The following is an 18,772-nucleotide window of genomic DNA, read 5'->3' on the forward strand; positions in this document are numbered from 1 at the left end:
CAAAAAAGCCAGCACGTTATATGCTGGCTTTTGGTCTGTAAATGCTTAGCTTAGTTAAGCAGCATCAGCTTCTTTTTTAACGCTATTACGCGCGGCTTTGCCTGCAAGTAAGTCAGCAGGGTCAAAGTCATCAACGTTAATAACATCTAAACGAGATTGCTCAACAGCAGCTAGTTTATCAGCCTCTGCTTGGCTTAATATACCTGCTTCAAGCCCCATTTGCGCTACCTTATCAAGCTGGAAGAATGGCAGTTTAAGGCCTTTCTCTTTACATACTCTTTCAAATAATGGCTCAACGTCTAGGATGTCTTTAAGCGTTTGCTCTTGACGACCCACAAGGTTAAGCGGCTCATTTTTTAAGTATACGTAGCTTGCTAAACGGTTACGCGTTTCACTAGGTACTTGTAGTAGTTGCGCAAGTTTATGCTCAAGTTGGTCAGTTGGTTTACGAACAGGGCGACCAAAAGGGAATAACAATACTTTTAACACGGCACGTAGTGGAGCCGAAGGCATGTTATTAATTAAATCAGCAAGTGCACGTTGGCAATGGTAAAGGTGATCTTGGCAACTCCATTTTACTAGAGCAAAATCTTCTTTTTTACGGCCTTCATCGTTGTAACGCTTAAGCGTTGCAGACACTAAGTATAAGTAACTAAGTAAGTCACCTAAACGTGCTGAAATACGTTCTTTACGTTTTAGTGAACCACCAAATACTGCCATGCTAATGTCAGACATAAGAGCAAGTGATGCACTAAAGCGTGACGCTATACGGTAAAATTCAGCAGTTTCGTCGTTGTACGGCACACTTGTAAAACGAGCGCCGGTAAGTGCAAGCCATTTAGTACGTACAAGGTTCGACATAGTAAAACCAATGTGACCCATTAGCGCTTTATCAAATACGTTAAGCGCTTCTTCGCGGTCTTCAATTTCGCACGCACCTAGTTCGGTAAGTACAAATGGATGACAGCGAATTGCACCTTGACCATAAATAATCATATTACGGGTCAAGATGTTTGCACCTTCAACGGTAATGGCAATAGGTGCCCCTTGATAGCCACGACCTAAATAGTTATTTGGCCCAAGCATGATGCCCTTACCGCCAAGTACATCCATTGCATGAATAGTTGCATCACGCATTTGCTCTGTAAGGTGGTATTTAATAATGGCAGAAACTACCGATGGCTTTTCGCCTAAATCAACCGCACCCGTAGACATACTAACCGCAGCATCAGAGCTGTAAGCGTAACCAGCAAGTTTTGCTAGTGACTCTTCAACACCTTCCATTTTACCAATAGGTAAACGGAACTGACGACGAATACGGCTATACGCACCCGTTGCAACGGCAATCATTTTAATGCCACCGGCAGAATTTGACGGCAATGTAATTGCACGACCAACCGATAAACACTCAACCAGCATGCGCCAGCCTTGACCAGCCATATCTGGACCACCAATAATATAATCAAGTGGTACGAAAATATCTTTACCGCGAGTAGGACCATTTTGAAATGGTACGTTTAGCGGGAAATGTCGACGACCAATTTCAACTCCAGGAGTGTCCGTTGGAATAAGTGCACAGGTGATGCCTGGCTCTTTATTGTCGCCAATTAGCCCATCTGGATCTTGTAACTTAAACGCAAGACCAAGTACGGTAGCCACTGGGGCAAGTGTAATGTAACGCTTATTCCACGTTAAACTAACACCCACAACTTCCTCACCATTCCATTGCCCTTTACATACCACACCGTAGTCTGGAATTGAGCTTGCATCAGAACCCGCTTCTGGCGAAGTTAATGCAAAACATGGAATTTCTTGACCGCTCGCTAGGCGCGGTAAGTAATGATCTTTTTGCTCTTTTGTACCATAGTGTTGTAATAATTCACCTGGGCCTAAAGAGTTTGGTACACCAACAATTGACGAAAGTAATGTTGATTTACTTGTTAGTTTTTGAAGTACACAAGACTGTGCAAATGCAGAAAACTCTAAACCGCCGTATTCTTTTTTGATGATCATGGCAAAAAATTTATTATCTTTTAGATACTGCCATACATCTTGAGGAAGGTCGGTTAGTTCGTGCGTTGCTTCCCAATCGTCCAACATGCTACATACTACTTCAACAGGGCCATCAACAAATGCTTGCTCTTCAATAGTAAGTTTAGGAACTGGGTATTGGTGAAGTTTTTTCCAATCTGGGTTACCGCAAAATAAGTCAGCTTCCCACCACGTCGTACCGGCATCAATAGCTGATTTTTCAGTATCAGACATGCTTGGCGTTACTTTTTTAAACGTAGCAAAAATAGGCTTGATGATATATTGCTGACGAAGGCCAGTAACAGAAAGAGGAACCGCGATGATCAAAAAGATCAACCAGCTAATTAAACCAAAAGCACCCGCAAAGGTACCAATTAATAAAGTTATAGCCGAAACACCAAGTGCTGTGTTCCAACTTGCTCTGTGGTAAACCGCAGTGCATAGCAACGCGATTAGAACCAGTGTAAATATGAGTGTCATTTTTATTCCTTAATAGAGGTCAGACCACCTCGCTTAGAGTAGCGCTAGTAACAGTAATTTTCAAGTACATAACGATGTTAAATTGTAGTAGAAAGTAACTTAAATACGATATTTAATTACCCGACAAAGGAACAATCAATAACTATCGTATAGTCAAAGCATTAGCCGTAAGTAGTGTTAACGTAAAAATAAATAAATCTAATAGCAAAATGACACTTTTTAAGTAAGTATAGCCGTTATAGCGGGCTGCAATTTAGTGTACGCTTAATACACAAATATTCGCTATTTATTTTAATGTATGGTTTTTAAGGGTTATTTTATTAATGTGTGAATTACTTGGCATGTCAGCCAATGTGCCTACCGATATTTGTTTTAGTTTTTCAGGCCTTTTAGAGCGTGGTGGTAATACAGGTCCACATAAAGATGGTTGGGGTATTACATTTTACGAAGGTAAAGGCTGTAGAACCTTTAAAGATCCTGAGCCGAGTTATCAATCTGAAATTGCAAAGCTCGTTAAAGCATACCCCATTAAAAGTGTCTCGGTTATTAGCCATATTCGCCAAGGTAATCGCGGGCGAGTATGCCTTGAAAATACTCATCCTTTTACGCGAGAGTTATGGGGGCGCGAGCTTACTTACGCTCATAACGGGCAGCTATCTAATTATCATGATTTAAAACCGCAGTACTATCGCCCAGTGGGTAACACCGATAGCGAACTCGTTTTTTGTTGGTTGCTTGATAAAATTCGCGAAAAATACCCAAAGCGTCCAAGTAATATGGCGTCGGTTTTTAGATACGCGGCTAAGCTTTCGCAAACTCTGCGTGAAAAAGGGGTGTTTAATATGTTATTGACCGATGGGGTGTTTGTTTTAGCGTATTGCACTAATAACTTACACTACATAACGCGCCGTGCGCCATTTGGTAAAGCAACGTTGATTGATGCCGACATGGTGGTTGATTTTCAACAAGAGACCACACCAAACGATGTAGTAACAGTTATAGCTACAAGGCCTTTGACGAATGATGAGCGCTGGCAAAAAATGGAGCCTGGGGAATTTGCATTGTTTAAAATGGGTGAGCTAATTTAGCCCACCTATTTTAAATATTAGCTTAACTTTAGTTTAATTAAATTTAGTTAGCTTCTTGAGATTGTTGTGCTGTAGCAGGCGCAACAGCTGTAGGCGCAGTAACAGTAAATGAATTCATTTGAACTTCAAACTGCTCCATACCTTTTTCGCCTTTCCACATACGTACCAGCATGTAATCCATTTCTGGCGCAAACCATGCAATTGCTTGGCGTTTATCGTTATCGTATAAACGCTTCACTTTAATGGCTTCTACATTACCGATAGGTAAGGAGATCATCTCTTTTTCAACAACTTCAAAGTTGTAGTCGCGGCGGTTACCTTTTTTATCTATAAGGGGGAATGAAAAGCTTGTTTCGCCTTTTTTCAATCCTTCGCGCACTTGCACTTGGTATGAAATAGCATCCTGAAACTCATCAGTCCATTCGCATTTAAGTGGGTATTCGCTAGCGCTGCTAGTCACTACTTTGTTTGTTGTATCAAAATCAATTTTGTAATCTTTATCTGGGCCTGTCCCTGTACGAATCATGTTGTAATGATGCGGGGTAACCTTGCCATCTTTAAAGGTAAACTTTGATGTTTCTTCACGAGAGTCAGAGAAAATCATCCACTCAATATTGCTGTGGTATGTAAGTTCATAAGTATCGTCGCCCGTTTTTTTGAGCTCACGAACAGCCTCACCATGATTTTTACCTTTGCGTAAAATATCGTAGTTAGCTTGATATTGGGTCAATTCGCCTGCAATTAGGCTAGTTGGAAGTAAAGCGCCCGCACATAACAACAGGGCACTTATTTTTTTATTGTGAGTAGTGCGCGCCGTGTGCAGGAAGTTGTTTTTTGTCAAGAACTGCATAATCTGCTTCCATAGTAAGTCTGTGTTCACTGAACCACTTGACCACCAAAGGATAAATTATATGCTCTTGCTCATGCACGCGTTTTGCTAATGTTTCTGCTGTATCATCCTTGAGTACAGGTATTTGCGCCTGAAGAATAACGGGACCGCCGTCTAATTCTTCAGTAACAAAGTGAACACTTACGCCATGAACATCGTCTTTTGCATCAATTGCTCTTTGGTGGGTATTCAGCCCCTGATACTTAGGCAACAAAGATGGATGAATGTTCAACATTTTTCCAACATATTTTTGCACTAAGCCAGGAGTAAGAATACGCATAAACCCAGCTAATACAACTAGATTTGGCATAAAAGAGTCGATAACGTTCATTAATTGCGCATCGTACGCTTCGCGCGAGTCAAAATCTTTATGACTGAGCACTTTTGTAGCAATACCTGCTTTTTTTGCACGCTCTAGGCCATAAGCGTCTGCTTTGTTACTAATAACAGCCGCTATATGTCCGTTTATCTCGCCACGTTCGCAGGCATCTATGATGGCTTGTAAATTAGAGCCACTACCTGAGATTAAAACTACCAGACGAGTCGGTGCCATTACTTAGCACCACCTACAATTTCAACTTGCTCTTCGCCAGCTGCTGCATCTTGAATTTCACCAAGGTGCCATGCATTTTCGCCCAAGTCTTTTAGCATTGTTAAGCTTTGCTCAAGTTTGTCTGCAGGAACTACTAAAACCATACCTACACCACAGTTAAATGTACGGTACATTTCGTGTGTAGTAATATTGCCGTTTTCTTGTAGCCAGTTAAAAATAGGTGGCCACTGCCAGCTATCACCTTTAACTACAGCTTTTGCTGAAGCGGGTAATACACGTGGAATATTTTCCCAAAAACCGCCGCCAGTAATATGCGAAAGCGCATGTACGTCAACGTTTTTGAATAACTCAAGTAAAGGTTTTACGTAAATACGCGTAGGCTCAAGTAGAGTTTCGCCTAATGTTTTACCTTCAAAGTCAGCGCTGGTATCAGCTTTTGACACTTCAAGTACTTTACGAATTAAAGAGAAGCCATTTGAATGAGGACCGCTTGAAGCAAGTGCAATAAGCTGATCGCCTGCTGCTACTTTTGTGCCATCAATAATTTTTGATTTTTCTACAACGCCTGTACAAAAGCCTGCCATGTCGTAGTCTTCACCATCATACATACCTGGCATTTCAGCTGTTTCGCCACCAATTAGGGCACAACCTGAAATTTCACAACCTTTGCCAATACCTGTAACTACGTCAGCTGCTGTGTCTACATCTAGTTTACCAGTTGCATAGTAATCTAGAAAAAACAGGGGTTCAGCACCTTGAACAATTAAGTCGTTCACACACATTGCAACTAAATCAATACCAACCGTATCGTGTTTTTTTAAGTCGATTGCTAAACGTAGTTTAGTACCAACGCCATCTGTGCCTGCAACTAATACTGGTTGCTTGTAGCCTTCAGGAATTTCGCAAAGTGCGCCAAAACCACCAATTCCGCCCATTACTTCAGGACGACGAGTTTTTTTAACTACGCCTTTAATACGCTCAACAAGTGCATTACCAGCGTCGATATCTACGCCCGCGTCTTTATAGCTTAGAGACTTTTTTTGTTCGCTCACAGGTTTTCCTCAAAATAGTTGTTTTGGGTTGCTTAGAAACGCGCGTATTTTACAACAATTGCAAGGTCGCGGCTAGCGTAAATGTAATTTTGAAATAATTAACAAGGACACTTGTCCGCTGTTTGTTGTTTAAATAAACAAAAAAACGCCCGTAGGCGTTTTTTTAGTATTAAAGGCGTTAAATTAACAGCTATGCTTTTGCGGTTAATATGGCTCGAAGTGGAGCAGGGTAGCCTTCAATTGTTTTACTTGTATCGTTTGGATCTAAAAAGTCGATTAACGATTCGTTTTCCATCCAGTCGGTTTTGCGTTGCTCTTCAAGCGTGGTAATAGCGCAATCTTTTATTTGCACATCTTTAAAGCCAACGCGTTCCATCCACAGTTTTAATGCTGCAGTACTTGGAATAAACCAAACGTTGCGCATTTTAGCGTAGCGGTCGGTAGGGACTAATACTGTGTTTTCGTCGCCTTCAATTACTAGGGTTTCAAGTACGAGTTCGCCGCCTGGGCGAAGCTGCGCTTTTAACTGCGCTAAAAAGTCGATAGGTGAGCGACGATGATAAAGTACGCCCATCGAAAAAACCGTATCAAACGCTTTAAGCTCGGGTAATGCTTCAACGCCTAGTGGCAGTAAATGTACGTTTTCGTCTGGATTATAGTGTTTAATTGCCTGAAACTGACATAAAAATAAATCAGACGGATCAATACCCACGACAAACTCTGCGCCTTCACCGCGCATACGCCATAAATGATAACCTGAGCCACAACCAATATCTAAAACAGTGCGGCCTTTTAATGGCTCAATATGAGGCAGCAGGCGGTCCCATTTCCAATCACTGCGCCACTCTGTATCTATTTCAATACCGTGCACACTAAATGGGCCTTTGCGCCATGGCATCATGCGTTTTAATAAATGCATGGCTTGCTTTTGCTCGCCATCACTCATTTCCCCTGGGACGCCAATTTCTACCTTAGTAGAAATATCAACATGCGAAGTTGCCACCTCTGGCAAGTTTTTAAGTACTTTTTGCCATTTAGGCAAATCACCATGGCTAGCCTCGTTTTGCCAATGTTTTAATTGAGCAGGGAGGGTTTCTAGCCAGTGACTAAGTGGGCTTTGTGCGATAGATGCGTAAAATTGGTTAAACCATTGAGACATGATGACTCTCTTTATTTAATTGCTACCATTGAGCAAAAATTAAAACATTGATACCACACTTGAGTTTGGCTAAAACCAATATCTTGTAAGCGAGTAAAGTGAGCGCTTAGTGTATCTGGGCGCATAACGTTTTCGATGGCGGTACGTTTTTGGCTTATTTCAAGCTCAGAGTAGCCATTGTGACGTTTAAAGTCGTGGTGCAAATCAATTAATAGGTTATCGCATTGCTCGTTTTCGGCTTTAATTTTTTCGCTTAGCAGCAATACACCACCAGGTTTTAAATTAGCGTATATTTTCTCAAGCACGGCTTGGCGCTGTGCGTGTGGAATAAACTGCAGCGTAAAGTTCATTGCCACAACCGATGCGTTTTGAATCTCAAGCTCGTTAATATCGCCCAAAGTAACAGTAACCGGCACATCTGATTTAAAACCTTGTAAATGTACCTTACAACGTTCAACCATAGCTTGAGAGTTATCTACCGCTATTATATGGCAGTTATCGGTGCGAATGTTACGACGCATGCTAAGCGTGACTGCGCCAAGAGAGCAGCCTAAATCATAAAGATTTGAGTTACTTTGTGCGTATTCACCCGCAAGTTTACCCATAGTGCTTACAATGGTGGCGTAGCCAGGCACAGAGCGCTGGATCATATCTGGAAAAACTTCGACTACATTTTGGTCAAAGCTAAAATCTTTTACTTGTTGCTCAGAGGCATAAATACTGTCTTTTATGGTCACGAAGGCAGTCTCTTTGTAAATAATGGCGCTATTTTAACATTTTATACTGGATAGTCAGTGATAAATTCAGTAGCTTGACTAGAATTATGAATAATAAGTACAAAAGAGAAGATTAAATGAGCAAAAGTAAGGTCATCAGCACAGACGATATATTAGCAACCCTTTGTCATTCAGTGACAGGTGTACTCACATCAGCCAGCGGCAATGGTATTAGCTACTCAGCCATGGTGCAAAAAATAACACGTACATGTATGCGACCAGATATTGGTTGTTTTGTTTTATTTGACGGCGGTTTTACAGGGCTCGTAATTACCAACTTTACCTCGCAAGCGGCGATGGAAATTTATGGCGATTACATGCGCAATATGGGAATGCCAGAAGATGAAATAGCGCATAGCCATTTATCAGACGACGTATCAAACGTACTAGGCGAGTTGATGAATCAAATTGTTGGCGACTTTACGTCTAAAGTGCGTGAGCAATTGCATACCTCTATTACGCAAAACCAGCCAAAAATGATGGCAATAAATAAGCAAGTTCAAATATCGGTAGATACCACAATGGATCGCCCGCAAGCTCGCCGCGTAACATTCACCACAAGTAAGCAAAATATTTTTTACTTGGAATTAGCGATGGATAAAACAGAGTTCATTAAATTACATGACTTTGATATTGCAGAAGCTCTAGACCCAGATGACATAATTGAAAACGAAGCACGTAAAAAAGCGGACATAGAAAAATCATCTAAAGCAGTAGAACAAGATGATGGCGATGATGATTTTATGGCAGGCCTAGGGCTTTAAGTCTATTTACGTAGGTTGGGTTGAGTGAAACGAAACCCAACGACTGCTCAGCTATTAATCTTTAGTTATGAGTGTTCGGGTTAGTGATTAAAATAAAAACGCGATTTTATATCGTGTTTTTTTGTGGGTTAAGGTTATTTAAGCATTAATTTGAATTAATTTTTTGATCTATTTACAATCGATACAATTAAAAAACTGAATACGCTCATATATGACGACCAAGTTTTTGTCTTTTAAAATTGAATATGGAAATAAAGTGTGAAAACGGTGTACTTAATAGGGAATGGCTTTGATCTTAATCTTGGTTTAAAAAGTAGCTATAATGATTTTTATGGGTTTTACAAAATTCAAGAAAGTGACTCTTATCCAGTCAAAAATTTCAAAGACAATATCTCTAATAATATAGATAAATGGTCTGATTTAGAGTTAGCTCTTGGTGAATATACAAAAGAAATAAACTCATTAGATGAATTGGATGATATTCATGAGAATATCGTAGAAGAACTCGCCGAATATTTAACTTTAGCTCAAAAACAATTTACTAAAGAAAAAATATCAAGCATAAATAATGAAAAATTCATTGAAGATCTATTTCATCCTGAAAAGTTTCTTTTAGTCAGAGATGCAATATCTTTGAGAAAATTCTTCGGGGGTAAAGATCGAAGACATAATTTTTATTCTATAGTTAATTTTAATTACACACATACGGCAGAACATATTTTAGGTCTAAATAATATTTCTAATCGTAACTCAAATCTTAAAATTGAGAAAAAAGAAGATGTTGGTCTACATAGGCTAGATTCTATATTCCATGTTCATGGGACAATAGATTCAGATATGGTCATCGGCGTTGATAATGCTGAGCAAATAATTAATAAAGAACTTTCAAATAATATTGATGCTACAAATCATTTGATAAAACGAGACTGTAATTTAGTTATGAGACATGGCATTGAGTCCGACTGTGAAAAGTTGATTTCAGAAGCAGATCTAATATGCATATTTGGTTCATCTATTGGAGAGACTGATCAGTTATGGTGGGATTTAATAGCAGAGCAACTTAAGGAGAGGAATTGTAGACTAATAGTATTTGAATATTTACCAAGTATTAATTGTATTAGTTCAGATCAAGTCTGAGCTAGTACATATTAATAAAAGAAGGTCTCAGCTTCTTGAAAGGCGACGACGAGCATTGTTGAAAAAATTCATTGCACCCGAATAACTTGAAGCAGTATCTAAACATGTTTATTTTTCTTTTAATTCTGAAATGTTTTTTTAAATTGATTTACCAAGTGCTTTAGAATTTCACTCCTTAATTGAGCTATTTTCTCGTTACTAATGCGTGCGGCTATAACTATCTTTAGGCAATACTACCTACTCTTTAAATTTATAGCCCACACTATAAACCGCTGCTATTGGGTTTAGCCCTGCTTGAATGTCGTTAATCTTTTTTCGTATATTTTTAATATGTGTATCTATGTTGCGATCGGATATGTCGGTTGTGTCGCTGTATACGTTATTAATAATATCTTCGCGGGTAAAAACACGCCCTACGTGGCTTATAAATAATAAAAATATTTTAAACTCGACGGCGGTAAAGCCAATACTTTTGTCGTTTAGGCGTGCTTCGTAATCGTCTTTGTGTAATTGGAAATTATTATGATTGATGATGTTGGTTTTAGGCTGGCTGGTCCTTCTTAGTACGGCTTTTATGCGTGCTATAACTTCTTTGGGGCTGAAGGGTTTGCATATGTAGTCATCGGCGCCGATCTCTAAACCCTGCAAGCGGTCTATTTCTTCACTTTTTGCGGTAAGCATAATAATAGGCACACTTGAAAAGGCTCTTATTTGCTTACATAGCTCTATGCCATCAACATCTGGCAGCATTAAATCAAGAAGTATTAAATCTACTGCGTTTTGTTTTACAAAACTAACTACACCTTTGCCACTATTAAAGTGCTCAGTTTCGTAATTTTGTTGCTTAGCATAGGCAATAAGTACCTCTGCAATGTTTTCTTCGTCTTCAACGATAAGTATTTTTTGTGATGCCATTATTTTAACCTAAAAGTGTCAGCGTTATTTTAACTTCTAGCCCACCGAGTGGTGAGTTGTGCAACGATATTTGACCGCCATGTGCTTCTACTATTTGTTTGCAAAGTGCAAGCCCTAAGCCCGAGCCGCCGTGCTCTCGGCTTCGAGATTTTTCAACGCGATAAAAACGCTCAAACAATTTTTGTAAGTCGTTTGGTAAAACACTTGGGGCTGAGTCTTGTAAAATAAGCTCAATGTTATTGTGCGTTTTGTTGGCAAGTATTATTACTTGCCCACCTTTATGCGTGTATCTGCAGGTATTTTCTAACAGGTTTGAAAATAATTGTATAAGGCGTTCTTTATCACCGTTTATTATACATTTACCGGCTTTGGCTAAGCTTTTGCTATCTACATTTAATTCACGCTCTTTAAAGCGAGCGGTGTAGTTTTCAATTGATTGCTCAAAAATGTTTATTAAATCAATGTGTGCATTGTTATAGGTTAAATTAACGCTATCTGTTTGTGCTAGTTGGGCTAGGTCGTCAACAATGTGGCTTAAGTTATCTACTTGGTTTATGAGTAAATTAATGCGCTTTGTGTCGGCTGTAAATACACCATCTTGCACAGCTAACAAGTGCGATCGTAGTACGGTAAGCGGGGTTCTTAATTCGTGGGATGTGTCTGACACCCATTGAAACCGCATTTGTTGGTTTTGCTCAAGCGTGTGGGCTAAGGCATTAAAGTTGTTGGATAGGGTACCTAGCTCATCTTTACTAGAGGGAATTATTCTGCTGGCAAAATTTCCTTTTGTTAACTCATCTGTGCCAGTCACTATTTGCTTTATTGGTTTTATTAAATGGCGAGATAACACAATAGCCATAATAAATGCGAGCGCAATAACGAGTAACGTGATCATAAAATAGTTATGAAATTGCGCTGCTAAAAACGCTTTAGCTGGGCTACTTTGCACAAGTTTTGAAGGTACTAAACCTATCCAGCCTATAACGTTATTGTTTAATAAAATTGGCTCTATATGTGGGTTGTCGTTTAAATTCGCTCTACCAACAACAACTTTTTTATTTTGATCATATAAACTTATACGTTGCCCTGTTTTAAAGGAACCCGCAGGTAAGTGTACCCACAATAAAGAGGGCGTTGCTTTACTGCTATTTGGTTTGGGTGGGGTGCTTGTGTGTTTATTAGTTTTAGTCTCACCTGGCTTTTTTTGCGGCTCTACAATAGAGCGCCATAATTGCGTGTTTTGCGTAATAGGTTGCCAACTGCCTAATTCGCTATAAAGCTCAATAAGTTGCTGCTTAACCATTGCGACATGCTTTGTTTCTTCTTGTTCAACAAAGTCGTTAAACCCTGACGAAAAGGTCATGTATATAAACACAAACATAAGCCCAACAAGGGCGATATTAGTGATAAAAAAAGCTAAAAAGAATTTATGTATTAATTTCACTGATTGGCAAATAGTAAAAATCATGTGTTAACGTACCAAGCAGTATTGCATATTGATTATGTGCCTACAATTAGCGTATTTGGGGAGTTGCTTACTAAAATCCTTTTTAAGTAAGCTTTTTAGATATGTTGATATTTGGACTAGAACTTTATTTTTGCGGTATCGCCAGCACCCAGTAACTTATATTGTGGTTTTACAAAGCTTGCGTGTACTGCACCTAAACTTTTAGGGAACGATATGGCAAGCTCATCTACTGTTGTAAATGTGTGCTTCGCTTGAAAAACAATTTCTAGGTCGTGCGCTTCGTTGTTGTTGCTGGTGGTAAAAGCGACGCGTTCAAACACGATAACTTGCTGATTTACACGTAAGCTCGTTTTTTGTTTAAGTGCATTTTTTACAAACTCTTCCTGTTGCTCTGCACTTAAGTTTGTAGGCATAAGCTTATCAATATCGCCCATAAGCCATGCTTGCTCGCTTTGCAGCGCTGAAATTAAATGCTCAGCATTAGTTAATACTTTAACCTCAACTTGCCCGTCTCTTAAAATTACTTGGGCTGTTGTGTTTTTTAATACATGGGCGCTCACTTGAGCGCTCATACTTGTTAAAATACACGCTAGCATTAGCCATTTTGATTTTTTTAAAAAATACATAATTACTACCTTTTATTGAGGCGGTTGACCTTTTTGTTTATTGAGGTTGCTCAATAATTGCTTTACAAATAAGGGTGTTGTCGGTTTCTAAGTCTTCGCCCCATATGAATTTTGCGTTTTCATCCCAGTTAATGTCGTCGTAACCGTCTTTTGGTCCTACATCGGCAAAGTTGTGCTCTACTGCATTAGCCCAATTGGTATCGTCAAAGTTACTTTGCAGCCAGTTAGTTGGTGCTTCTTTTGACATAAACGTACAAACGCCTTCGCCCGCAACTGGGTTTGATTCGCTTTCGCATAATTTGTTGAGCGGCGCTTTGTGAAGTATTTCGCATTTAAAGCTTTTATCGCTTACGGCAACTACTTTATTTGTATCGGTGTCGGTAAGCTGCATAATAAAACCGCCATCACCCATTTGCTGATTTTTAGCGCCGATGTATTCAAGCCCAGTGTCGTTTTGCTTAAAGTCTTTAATTATTAAATTAAGCTCAATAGGGTAGTTTGCAGAAAACGTAATACTTTCGGCATTAAATGAACGCTCTGTGGTTATAGGCACAGAATCTTCAACAAGTAACTGCTCGCCTATGTAGGCTGTAAACCAGTTATCAGCCCATGCTTCTAGCTTTAAGTTATGCTTGCCCGTAATGGCAGGATTTGTATTTTGCTTAGTGACTGTTGGAGTAAGGTGATTTGGTTGCGGACCTCTACAAAATGTACCTGTTTGAACTTTGCCACCATTACTGATGGTTTTTTGTTTAAAGCTATAGCAGTCTTTTCCCTGTGATGCAGGGCTGTAGGTAGTAAAGTAGTTTTCACCTTTGTATGAGTAGCTCATTGTACGGCTGCCGTTTTCAGAGATTGTGTGCGTTAGGTTTTCAACGCCTCCTTGTGGCGGGCGCAAGTCGGCTCTTATACCTTGAGTATCGCCACTCAGTGGTGCCACTCTTGGTAATTTTTCTGTATCTACTTCACCTACTAAGCACTGAATAATATACGGCGGCGTAGCTGATGTTTGGTAGCGATAGCCAAATGTGTCGTCGGCTTGCCCGTTACATACATCAAGGTCACCTTTGGCAATTGCACTGCCGTCTGGGTTTTTACTGCCATACAGCGGGTAACCATCGTAAGCCCAACCAATAATGGCATCGCTTGTTTGGTTTTTCATTGTGTCAATCATACAAGTTGGCGATACATGATAATGGTAGTCATCACCTCGTCCTGCGTGTCCGCCACATATATCTAACTGTCCGAGTACTAACGTGTCGTGTTTTTCATCGTAGCTATTTACGTCCAACTCACCTTGCGAAGAATAGTCGTATATTGGTACGCCATTAACGGCAACACCTACGGCTGCATCAATTGTTGTTATTGTTTTTGCTTTTTTAGGATTTAGCTTTATAGGTGCGCCATAGTCTTTAGCTGGAACAGGTATTTGCTCGTTAGTACCTGTAATACCAGTCATTACTTCATGATCAGGATAAGTAGATGAGGCAATATAAGCATATTGTTCATCGCACGTAACAGATACGCTTTGATCAAACCCTGCATTACTTACTGATTGTGTAATAGCATCGCAACGAGGTGATTTTACGTTAGCGGTTAAATATGATTTATCAGGCTTTGGTTGCTCATTTGGTTTTGGCCTTGTATTAGGTTTGTACTCGGCGCTACTGGCGCTTCGCGAGTATTTAACCGTCATACTTGCAGTATCGAGCGTAATATCTCTTACAGCAGCGAGTAATGCTGAGCGATCTACCTTTGTATCGCTATTAAAGGTAACCGGTGCAGATAACGCATACATAGTATAAGTATAGCTTTTTTCACCTGGACCTTCAGAGCAAGGCGGCGCGTATTGGTTTAAATCGTTTACGCTATTAGAGCCCACTTCACCGAGAGTTTCGCCCGCTTTAATTTGTGTTTTATCGGCGGCAATATTGTACATGGTCCAATACCAATGCATTCCCTCTGGCGCTTTATGATCCATAATTAACGCATAATATTTGGTTGCCTTAGGTGCTCCACTCCAGTTAAGTGGCGGGCTAATGCTTTGCCCATCGCATGTATAAGTAATAGGCAAATTACCGCCATCACTTACTTTTGAGCTGGTTAGAGTAAAATCATTGAGGTTTGATTGTTCAAGTGATTGGCTGTTTTGCTCGTTGCAGGCACTTAAGGTTAAGCAGCACAGTGCACTGAGTAAAATGGCATGGGTATTTTTCATCATTTAAAAACTCCAAAGATTAAATTAACTTTTAAGAGTGTAGTTCTCAAATGTAGGGCAATTATGTAGTTTTAAACTTTTTTTATTAAGGGCTGGCGTTAAGTTGTGAGCTGCTTACGGGGATAAAAGACTGGGTATGGGCGTTTGGTTATGAAAGGAAATATTAACTTAAGTATGGCGTTATTTTCACTCATTTAAATAACGCTAAAATCCTTATTTTAAATAAGGATTTTCTCCCATTGCGACTACCACACAAAAAATTCTTAAATCTAACTCTAGCTGGTGGTAACTCGGCTCCATATGGCAGCAAAGTTGATAAAAACCTTTGTTGTGGTCTTTTTCTTTAAAGTGGGCGAGCTCATGTACCACTAACGCTTTTAATAACGGCTCGGGAGCGCGGAGCAAGTCGCTGTTTATCGCTAAATCGTGTTTACGGGTTTTACCTTGCATTCGATACGTATGTGTACCGAGTGCATTGGTGACCATATCGCCTTGCTTTTTAAACGCCGCACGACCAAATGGTGGCGCATTTTTTAAATATTGTTTTTTAAGCTCGGTTGCATAGCTATAAAGTAGTTTATCGCTGGTAATAGTGTGTGCTTGCGGATACTTTTTAAGTAAGTAGTCACATACCTTTTTGTTATTTATAAGGCTTAATACTTGCTCAACAATGTTAGCTGGGTAGCCGGTAAAGTAACGTGCGTATTCACTCATTATTGCTTCTCTGTCGTTTTACTTTTAAAAAAGTGCTGGCTGGTGGGCTTCTTTTTCGCCAGTAAATGGGTTTAATGCTTTGTGATCATAACCAAGGTCTTTACAAAACTGCCTTGCTAATAATGGCGCTTCTCGGTTATCTGCCGTATGAAAAAACACATAGGGCGTTTTTCCTTCATCAAGCCATTGTTTTACTTTACTCAGCCACGGTTTATAAAAGGGTTTATAGTCGTTTTGTAAATCGGCTATTACAAAGCGCGCCATAGGCTCTGAGCCAGTAGCTATTGCATGTACCGGTAAATGGGGCTTTTTTTGCTGTGCATCTATTAGCGCTTCGGTTGTTGGTTTTACCGCAAATAGGGCGCGAGTATCCATCGATATGCGATTTATGTTGTTTGCCATTAATAATTGGTTAAGCGCTATTTCGGCTTCACCCTTTTGAAAAAACGCAGTATGACGTACCTCTATACCGTAATTAACCTCTTTTGGTAACAGGCTAATAAATTGGGCGAGTTTGGGTAAGTCACCAGGGCCAAATGCTTTAGGTAATTGCAGCATGATTTGACCGGTTTTTTCTAAAATAGGGGAGAACAAGTTAAGCCAATCAGTAAGCTCGGTTTGAACATTAGTAAGATGCAGCTCGTGGCTAAAGCGACGATTAAACTTAAACGTAAATTTAAAATCATCGGGTACGCTGTTTGCCCAGCGCAATACGGTACTTGGCGATGGGTCAGCGTAAAAGCTGGTATTACCTTCAACAGAGTTAAAGTGTTGGGCGTATTGGCTAAGCATATCGGCGTTTTTACATTGGCTTGAAAATAAATTGCCTTTCCATGCATTACTCGACCACTGCGGGCATCCAATATATAACATACAAACTAGCGCCTTATTATAAAGTGGCGATAGTGTAGCAAATAACAAAACGAGCTGCTGTAAATTCAGGGGCAAAAGCGGCACACGCCCTAGCATCTTAATGTTAGTTGAGTATAATGCAGGGCTTAATTTGATTATTTTTAGATTGCTAGCGGCTTTATTTGTATTGTGGTGACCTGTTTTTTAAATCACACGCCTTAAAACAAATAAATATAACCGTTTAAGCCTTTTATCTGACAGGAAAACTATGCGCTCTATATATTGCGGACAGCTAAATAAAACTCACGTAGGTCAAGAAGTTGAACTATGTGGCTGGATCAACAAACGACGTGACCTTGGTGGACTTATCTTTGTCGATTTACGCGATAGAGAAGGTTTAGTACAAGTTGTATTCGACTCTGACATTGAAGAGTTAATGAGTTCAGCTAACACACTTCGCCAAGAATTTTGTGTTCAGCTAAAAGGTACTGTACGTGCACGCCCTGATAGCCAAGTAAATAAAGATATGGCAACAGGTGAAATTGAAGTTTTAGGTACTGAGCTTACAATTATTAACCGCTCTGAACCGCTTCCACTTGATTTTAACCAAGTAAACTCAGAAGAGCGTCGTTTAAAATACCGCTACTTAGACCTACGTCGTCTAGAAATGAGTGATCGTATTAAATTACGTGCTAAAGCAAGCAGCTTTGTTCGTCGCTTTTTAGATGAAAACGGCTTTTTAGACATCGAAACACCTGTACTTACTAAAGCAACGCCAGAAGGCGCACGCGATTACTTAGTGCCAAGCCGCGTTCATAAAGGTAGTTTTTACGCTTTACCACAGTCTCCACAGTTATTTAAGCAATTGTTGATGATGTCGGGTTTTGACCGTTACTACCAAATTGTTAAATGTTTCCGTGATGAAGATTTACGTGCCGATCGTCAACCAGAATTTACCCAAATAGATATAGAAACCTCGTTCATGAGTTCTGATCAAGTTCGTGGTATGACTGAAAAAATGATCCGCGAGATGTGGCAAACTTTGTTAAACGTTGATTTAGGCGATTTTCCAATCATGCCTTACAGCGAGGCAATGAGCCTTTACGGTTCTGATAAGCCTGATTTACGTAACCCAATGAAGTTAGTTGATGTTGCAGATTTAGTTAAAGACGTAGAGTTTAATGTTTTCTCAGGTCCAGCTAACGACGAAAAAGGTCGTGTTGCTGTATTAACTGTACCGGGTGGCGCTAAGCTTTCTCGTAAACAGCTTGACGATTACACTAAGTTTATTGGTATTTACGGCGCTAAAGGCATGGCGTGGATGAAAGTAAATGACCACACTGCAGGCGCTGAAGGCGTTCAATCACCAGTGGCTAAGTTTTTAAGCGAAGACGTAATCACAAAATTACTTGAGCGTACTAATGCACAGTCTGGCGATATTATTTTATTCGGTGCCGATAAGCGCAACACAGTAAATGAAGCAATGGGCGCACTGCGCGTTAAGATTGGTGTTGACTTAGAAATCACTAACCTTAATAGTTGGGCACCACTTTGGGTTGTAGACTTCCCAATGTTTGAAGAAGATGACGAGGGCACATTACATGCTGTGCATCATCCATTCACTGCACCAAAAGATATTACTGCAAGTGAGCTTGAAGCAAACCCTGCTGCGGCTATTTCAGATGCCTACGATATGGTATTAAACGGCTACGAAGTGGGTGGCGGTTCGGTACGTATTCATAATGCAGATATGCAAGAAACTGCATTTAGAATTTTAGGTATTAACGAGCAAGAGCAACAAGACAAGTTTGGCTTTTTACTTGATGCACTTAAATACGGTACACCACCACATGCTGGTTTAGCATTTGGTCTTGACCGTTTAGCAATGCTTTTATGTGGTACCGATAACATTCGTGACGTTATTGCTTTCCCTAAAACAACACAAGCGTCGTGTTTATTAACTAACGCGCCTAGTAAGCCTAATATGGATTCTTTAGCTGAGCTTGCAATTAGTGTTGTTGAAAAATCGATACCTAGCGAAGAGTAATTT

The 18,772-nt window shown here is 39.9% G+C and carries 16 protein-coding genes; 4 read left to right on the plus strand and 12 right to left on the minus strand.

Translation table 11 applies throughout. The features are described 5' to 3' along the window. Positions 1-54: 54 nt before the first annotated feature. Positions 55-2,511 carry an acyl-CoA dehydrogenase FadE gene (fadE, locus tag AC5NT5_RS06130; RefSeq protein ID WP_002960075.1) on the minus strand — a complete coding sequence of 819 codons (2,457 nt, stop codon included), beginning with the start codon at positions 2,509-2,511 and terminating at the stop codon, positions 55-57. A 323-nt stretch (positions 2,512-2,834) separates the two neighbouring features. Between fadE and AC5NT5_RS06135 the strand changes: the two genes are divergently transcribed. Then, entirely contained in the window at positions 2,835-3,599 is a 765-nt protein-coding gene (locus tag AC5NT5_RS06135; RefSeq protein ID WP_494514351.1) for a class II glutamine amidotransferase, read from the plus strand. A gap of 43 nt (positions 3,600-3,642) precedes the next feature. Here AC5NT5_RS06135 and AC5NT5_RS06140 read toward each other — a convergent pair whose 3' ends face one another. The 5 genes from AC5NT5_RS06140 to cmoA form a co-directional block, all read right to left on the minus strand. Beyond that, complete coding sequence (locus AC5NT5_RS06140) at positions 3,643-4,377, minus strand: DUF3108 domain-containing protein (protein ID WP_494514354.1); 735 nt, start codon at positions 4,375-4,377, stop codon at positions 3,643-3,645. Between the two features lie 16 nt (positions 4,378-4,393). Continuing rightward, on the minus strand, positions 4,394-5,041 hold the full coding sequence (purN, locus tag AC5NT5_RS06145) for a phosphoribosylglycinamide formyltransferase (protein ID WP_007586949.1): 648 nt from the start codon (positions 5,039-5,041) through the stop codon (positions 4,394-4,396). Further along, complete coding sequence (purM, locus tag AC5NT5_RS06150) at positions 5,041-6,093, minus strand: phosphoribosylformylglycinamidine cyclo-ligase (RefSeq protein WP_494514350.1); 1,053 nt, start codon at positions 6,091-6,093, stop codon at positions 5,041-5,043. Before purM ends, purN begins: the two co-directional genes overlap by 1 nt. Before the next feature lie 190 nt (positions 6,094-6,283). Next, entirely contained in the window at positions 6,284-7,252 is a 969-nt protein-coding gene (gene cmoB / locus AC5NT5_RS06155; protein ID WP_494514349.1) for a tRNA 5-methoxyuridine(34)/uridine 5-oxyacetic acid(34) synthase CmoB, read from the minus strand. A gap of 11 nt (positions 7,253-7,263) precedes the next feature. Continuing rightward, positions 7,264-7,989 carry a carboxy-S-adenosyl-L-methionine synthase CmoA gene (gene cmoA / locus AC5NT5_RS06160; RefSeq protein WP_007378000.1) on the minus strand — a complete coding sequence of 242 codons (726 nt, stop codon included), beginning with the start codon at positions 7,987-7,989 and terminating at the stop codon, positions 7,264-7,266. A 116-nt stretch (positions 7,990-8,105) separates the two neighbouring features. Here cmoA and AC5NT5_RS06165 point away from each other — a divergent pair, with 116 nt between their 5' ends. Together AC5NT5_RS06165 and AC5NT5_RS06170 are read left to right on the plus strand one after the other, a co-directional pair. After that, positions 8,106-8,792 carry a DUF3334 family protein gene (locus AC5NT5_RS06165; RefSeq protein ID WP_494514348.1) on the plus strand — a complete coding sequence of 229 codons (687 nt, stop codon included), beginning with the start codon at positions 8,106-8,108 and terminating at the stop codon, positions 8,790-8,792. A gap of 258 nt (positions 8,793-9,050) precedes the next feature. Then, positions 9,051-9,929, plus strand: a complete 879-nt coding sequence (locus AC5NT5_RS06170) for an AbiH family protein (protein ID WP_494514347.1) — start codon at positions 9,051-9,053, stop codon at positions 9,927-9,929. A 237-nt stretch (positions 9,930-10,166) separates the two neighbouring features. On the opposite strand, the gene AC5NT5_RS06175 is transcribed toward AC5NT5_RS06170, so the two are convergent. From AC5NT5_RS06175 to AC5NT5_RS06200, 6 genes are all read right to left on the minus strand, one after another. Continuing rightward, the gene (locus AC5NT5_RS06175) at positions 10,167-10,844 is read right to left on the minus strand and encodes a response regulator (RefSeq protein ID WP_494514346.1); all 678 of its coding nucleotides are present in this window, start codon (positions 10,842-10,844) and stop codon (positions 10,167-10,169) included. A gap of 4 nt (positions 10,845-10,848) precedes the next feature. Next, entirely contained in the window at positions 10,849-12,312 is a 1,464-nt protein-coding gene (locus AC5NT5_RS06180; protein WP_494514345.1) for an ATP-binding protein, read from the minus strand. A gap of 116 nt (positions 12,313-12,428) precedes the next feature. Next, positions 12,429-12,938 carry a hypothetical protein gene (locus AC5NT5_RS06185; RefSeq protein ID WP_188162307.1) on the minus strand — a complete coding sequence of 170 codons (510 nt, stop codon included), beginning with the start codon at positions 12,936-12,938 and terminating at the stop codon, positions 12,429-12,431. Positions 12,939-12,975: 37 nt separating this feature from the next. Then, positions 12,976-15,159, minus strand: coding sequence for a YbhB/YbcL family Raf kinase inhibitor-like protein (locus tag AC5NT5_RS06190; RefSeq protein ID WP_494514344.1), 2,184 nt, complete (start codon positions 15,157-15,159; stop codon positions 12,976-12,978). A gap of 210 nt (positions 15,160-15,369) precedes the next feature. After that, on the minus strand, positions 15,370-15,870 hold the full coding sequence (locus AC5NT5_RS06195; protein WP_007586965.1) for a M48 metallopeptidase family protein: 501 nt from the start codon (positions 15,868-15,870) through the stop codon (positions 15,370-15,372). Positions 15,871-15,894: 24 nt separating this feature from the next. Beyond that, on the minus strand, positions 15,895-16,743 hold the full coding sequence (locus AC5NT5_RS06200; protein WP_494514343.1) for a DUF72 domain-containing protein: 849 nt from the start codon (positions 16,741-16,743) through the stop codon (positions 15,895-15,897). A gap of 247 nt (positions 16,744-16,990) precedes the next feature. Between AC5NT5_RS06200 and aspS the strand changes: the two genes are divergently transcribed. Next, positions 16,991-18,769: an aspartate--tRNA ligase gene (gene aspS, locus AC5NT5_RS06205; protein ID WP_494514342.1), complete on the plus strand. Its 1,779-nt coding sequence runs from the start codon at positions 16,991-16,993 to the stop codon at positions 18,767-18,769. The last annotated feature ends 3 nt before the right edge of the window (positions 18,770-18,772 follow it).

This window comes from Pseudoalteromonas sp. J2K-J599, from assembly GCF_059295115.2.

Coding starts and splice junctions, on each gene's coding strand:
- AC5NT5_RS06185 (WP_188162307.1), bottom strand. CDS start 12,938: ATGTATTTTTTAAAAAAATCAAAATGGCTAATGCTAGCGTGTATTTTA.
- AC5NT5_RS06175 (WP_494514346.1), bottom strand. CDS start 10,844: ATGGCATCACAAAAAATACTTATCGTTGAAGACGAAGAAAACATTGCA.
- AC5NT5_RS06195 (WP_007586965.1), bottom strand. CDS start 15,870: ATGAGTGAATACGCACGTTACTTTACCGGCTACCCAGCTAACATTGTT.
- AC5NT5_RS06165 (WP_494514348.1), top strand. CDS start 8,106: ATGAGCAAAAGTAAGGTCATCAGCACAGACGATATATTAGCAACCCTT.
- fadE (WP_002960075.1), bottom strand. CDS start 2,511: ATGACACTCATATTTACACTGGTTCTAATCGCGTTGCTATGCACTGCG.
- cmoB (WP_494514349.1), bottom strand. CDS start 7,252: ATGTCTCAATGGTTTAACCAATTTTACGCATCTATCGCACAAAGCCCA.
- aspS (WP_494514342.1), top strand. CDS start 16,991: ATGCGCTCTATATATTGCGGACAGCTAAATAAAACTCACGTAGGTCAA.
- AC5NT5_RS06180 (WP_494514345.1), bottom strand. CDS start 12,312: ATGATTTTTACTATTTGCCAATCAGTGAAATTAATACATAAATTCTTT.
- AC5NT5_RS06200 (WP_494514343.1), bottom strand. CDS start 16,743: ATGTTATATATTGGATGCCCGCAGTGGTCGAGTAATGCATGGAAAGGC.
- AC5NT5_RS06135 (WP_494514351.1), top strand. CDS start 2,835: ATGTGTGAATTACTTGGCATGTCAGCCAATGTGCCTACCGATATTTGT.
- AC5NT5_RS06190 (WP_494514344.1), bottom strand. CDS start 15,159: ATGATGAAAAATACCCATGCCATTTTACTCAGTGCACTGTGCTGCTTA.
- purN (WP_007586949.1), bottom strand. CDS start 5,041: ATGGCACCGACTCGTCTGGTAGTTTTAATCTCAGGTAGTGGCTCTAAT.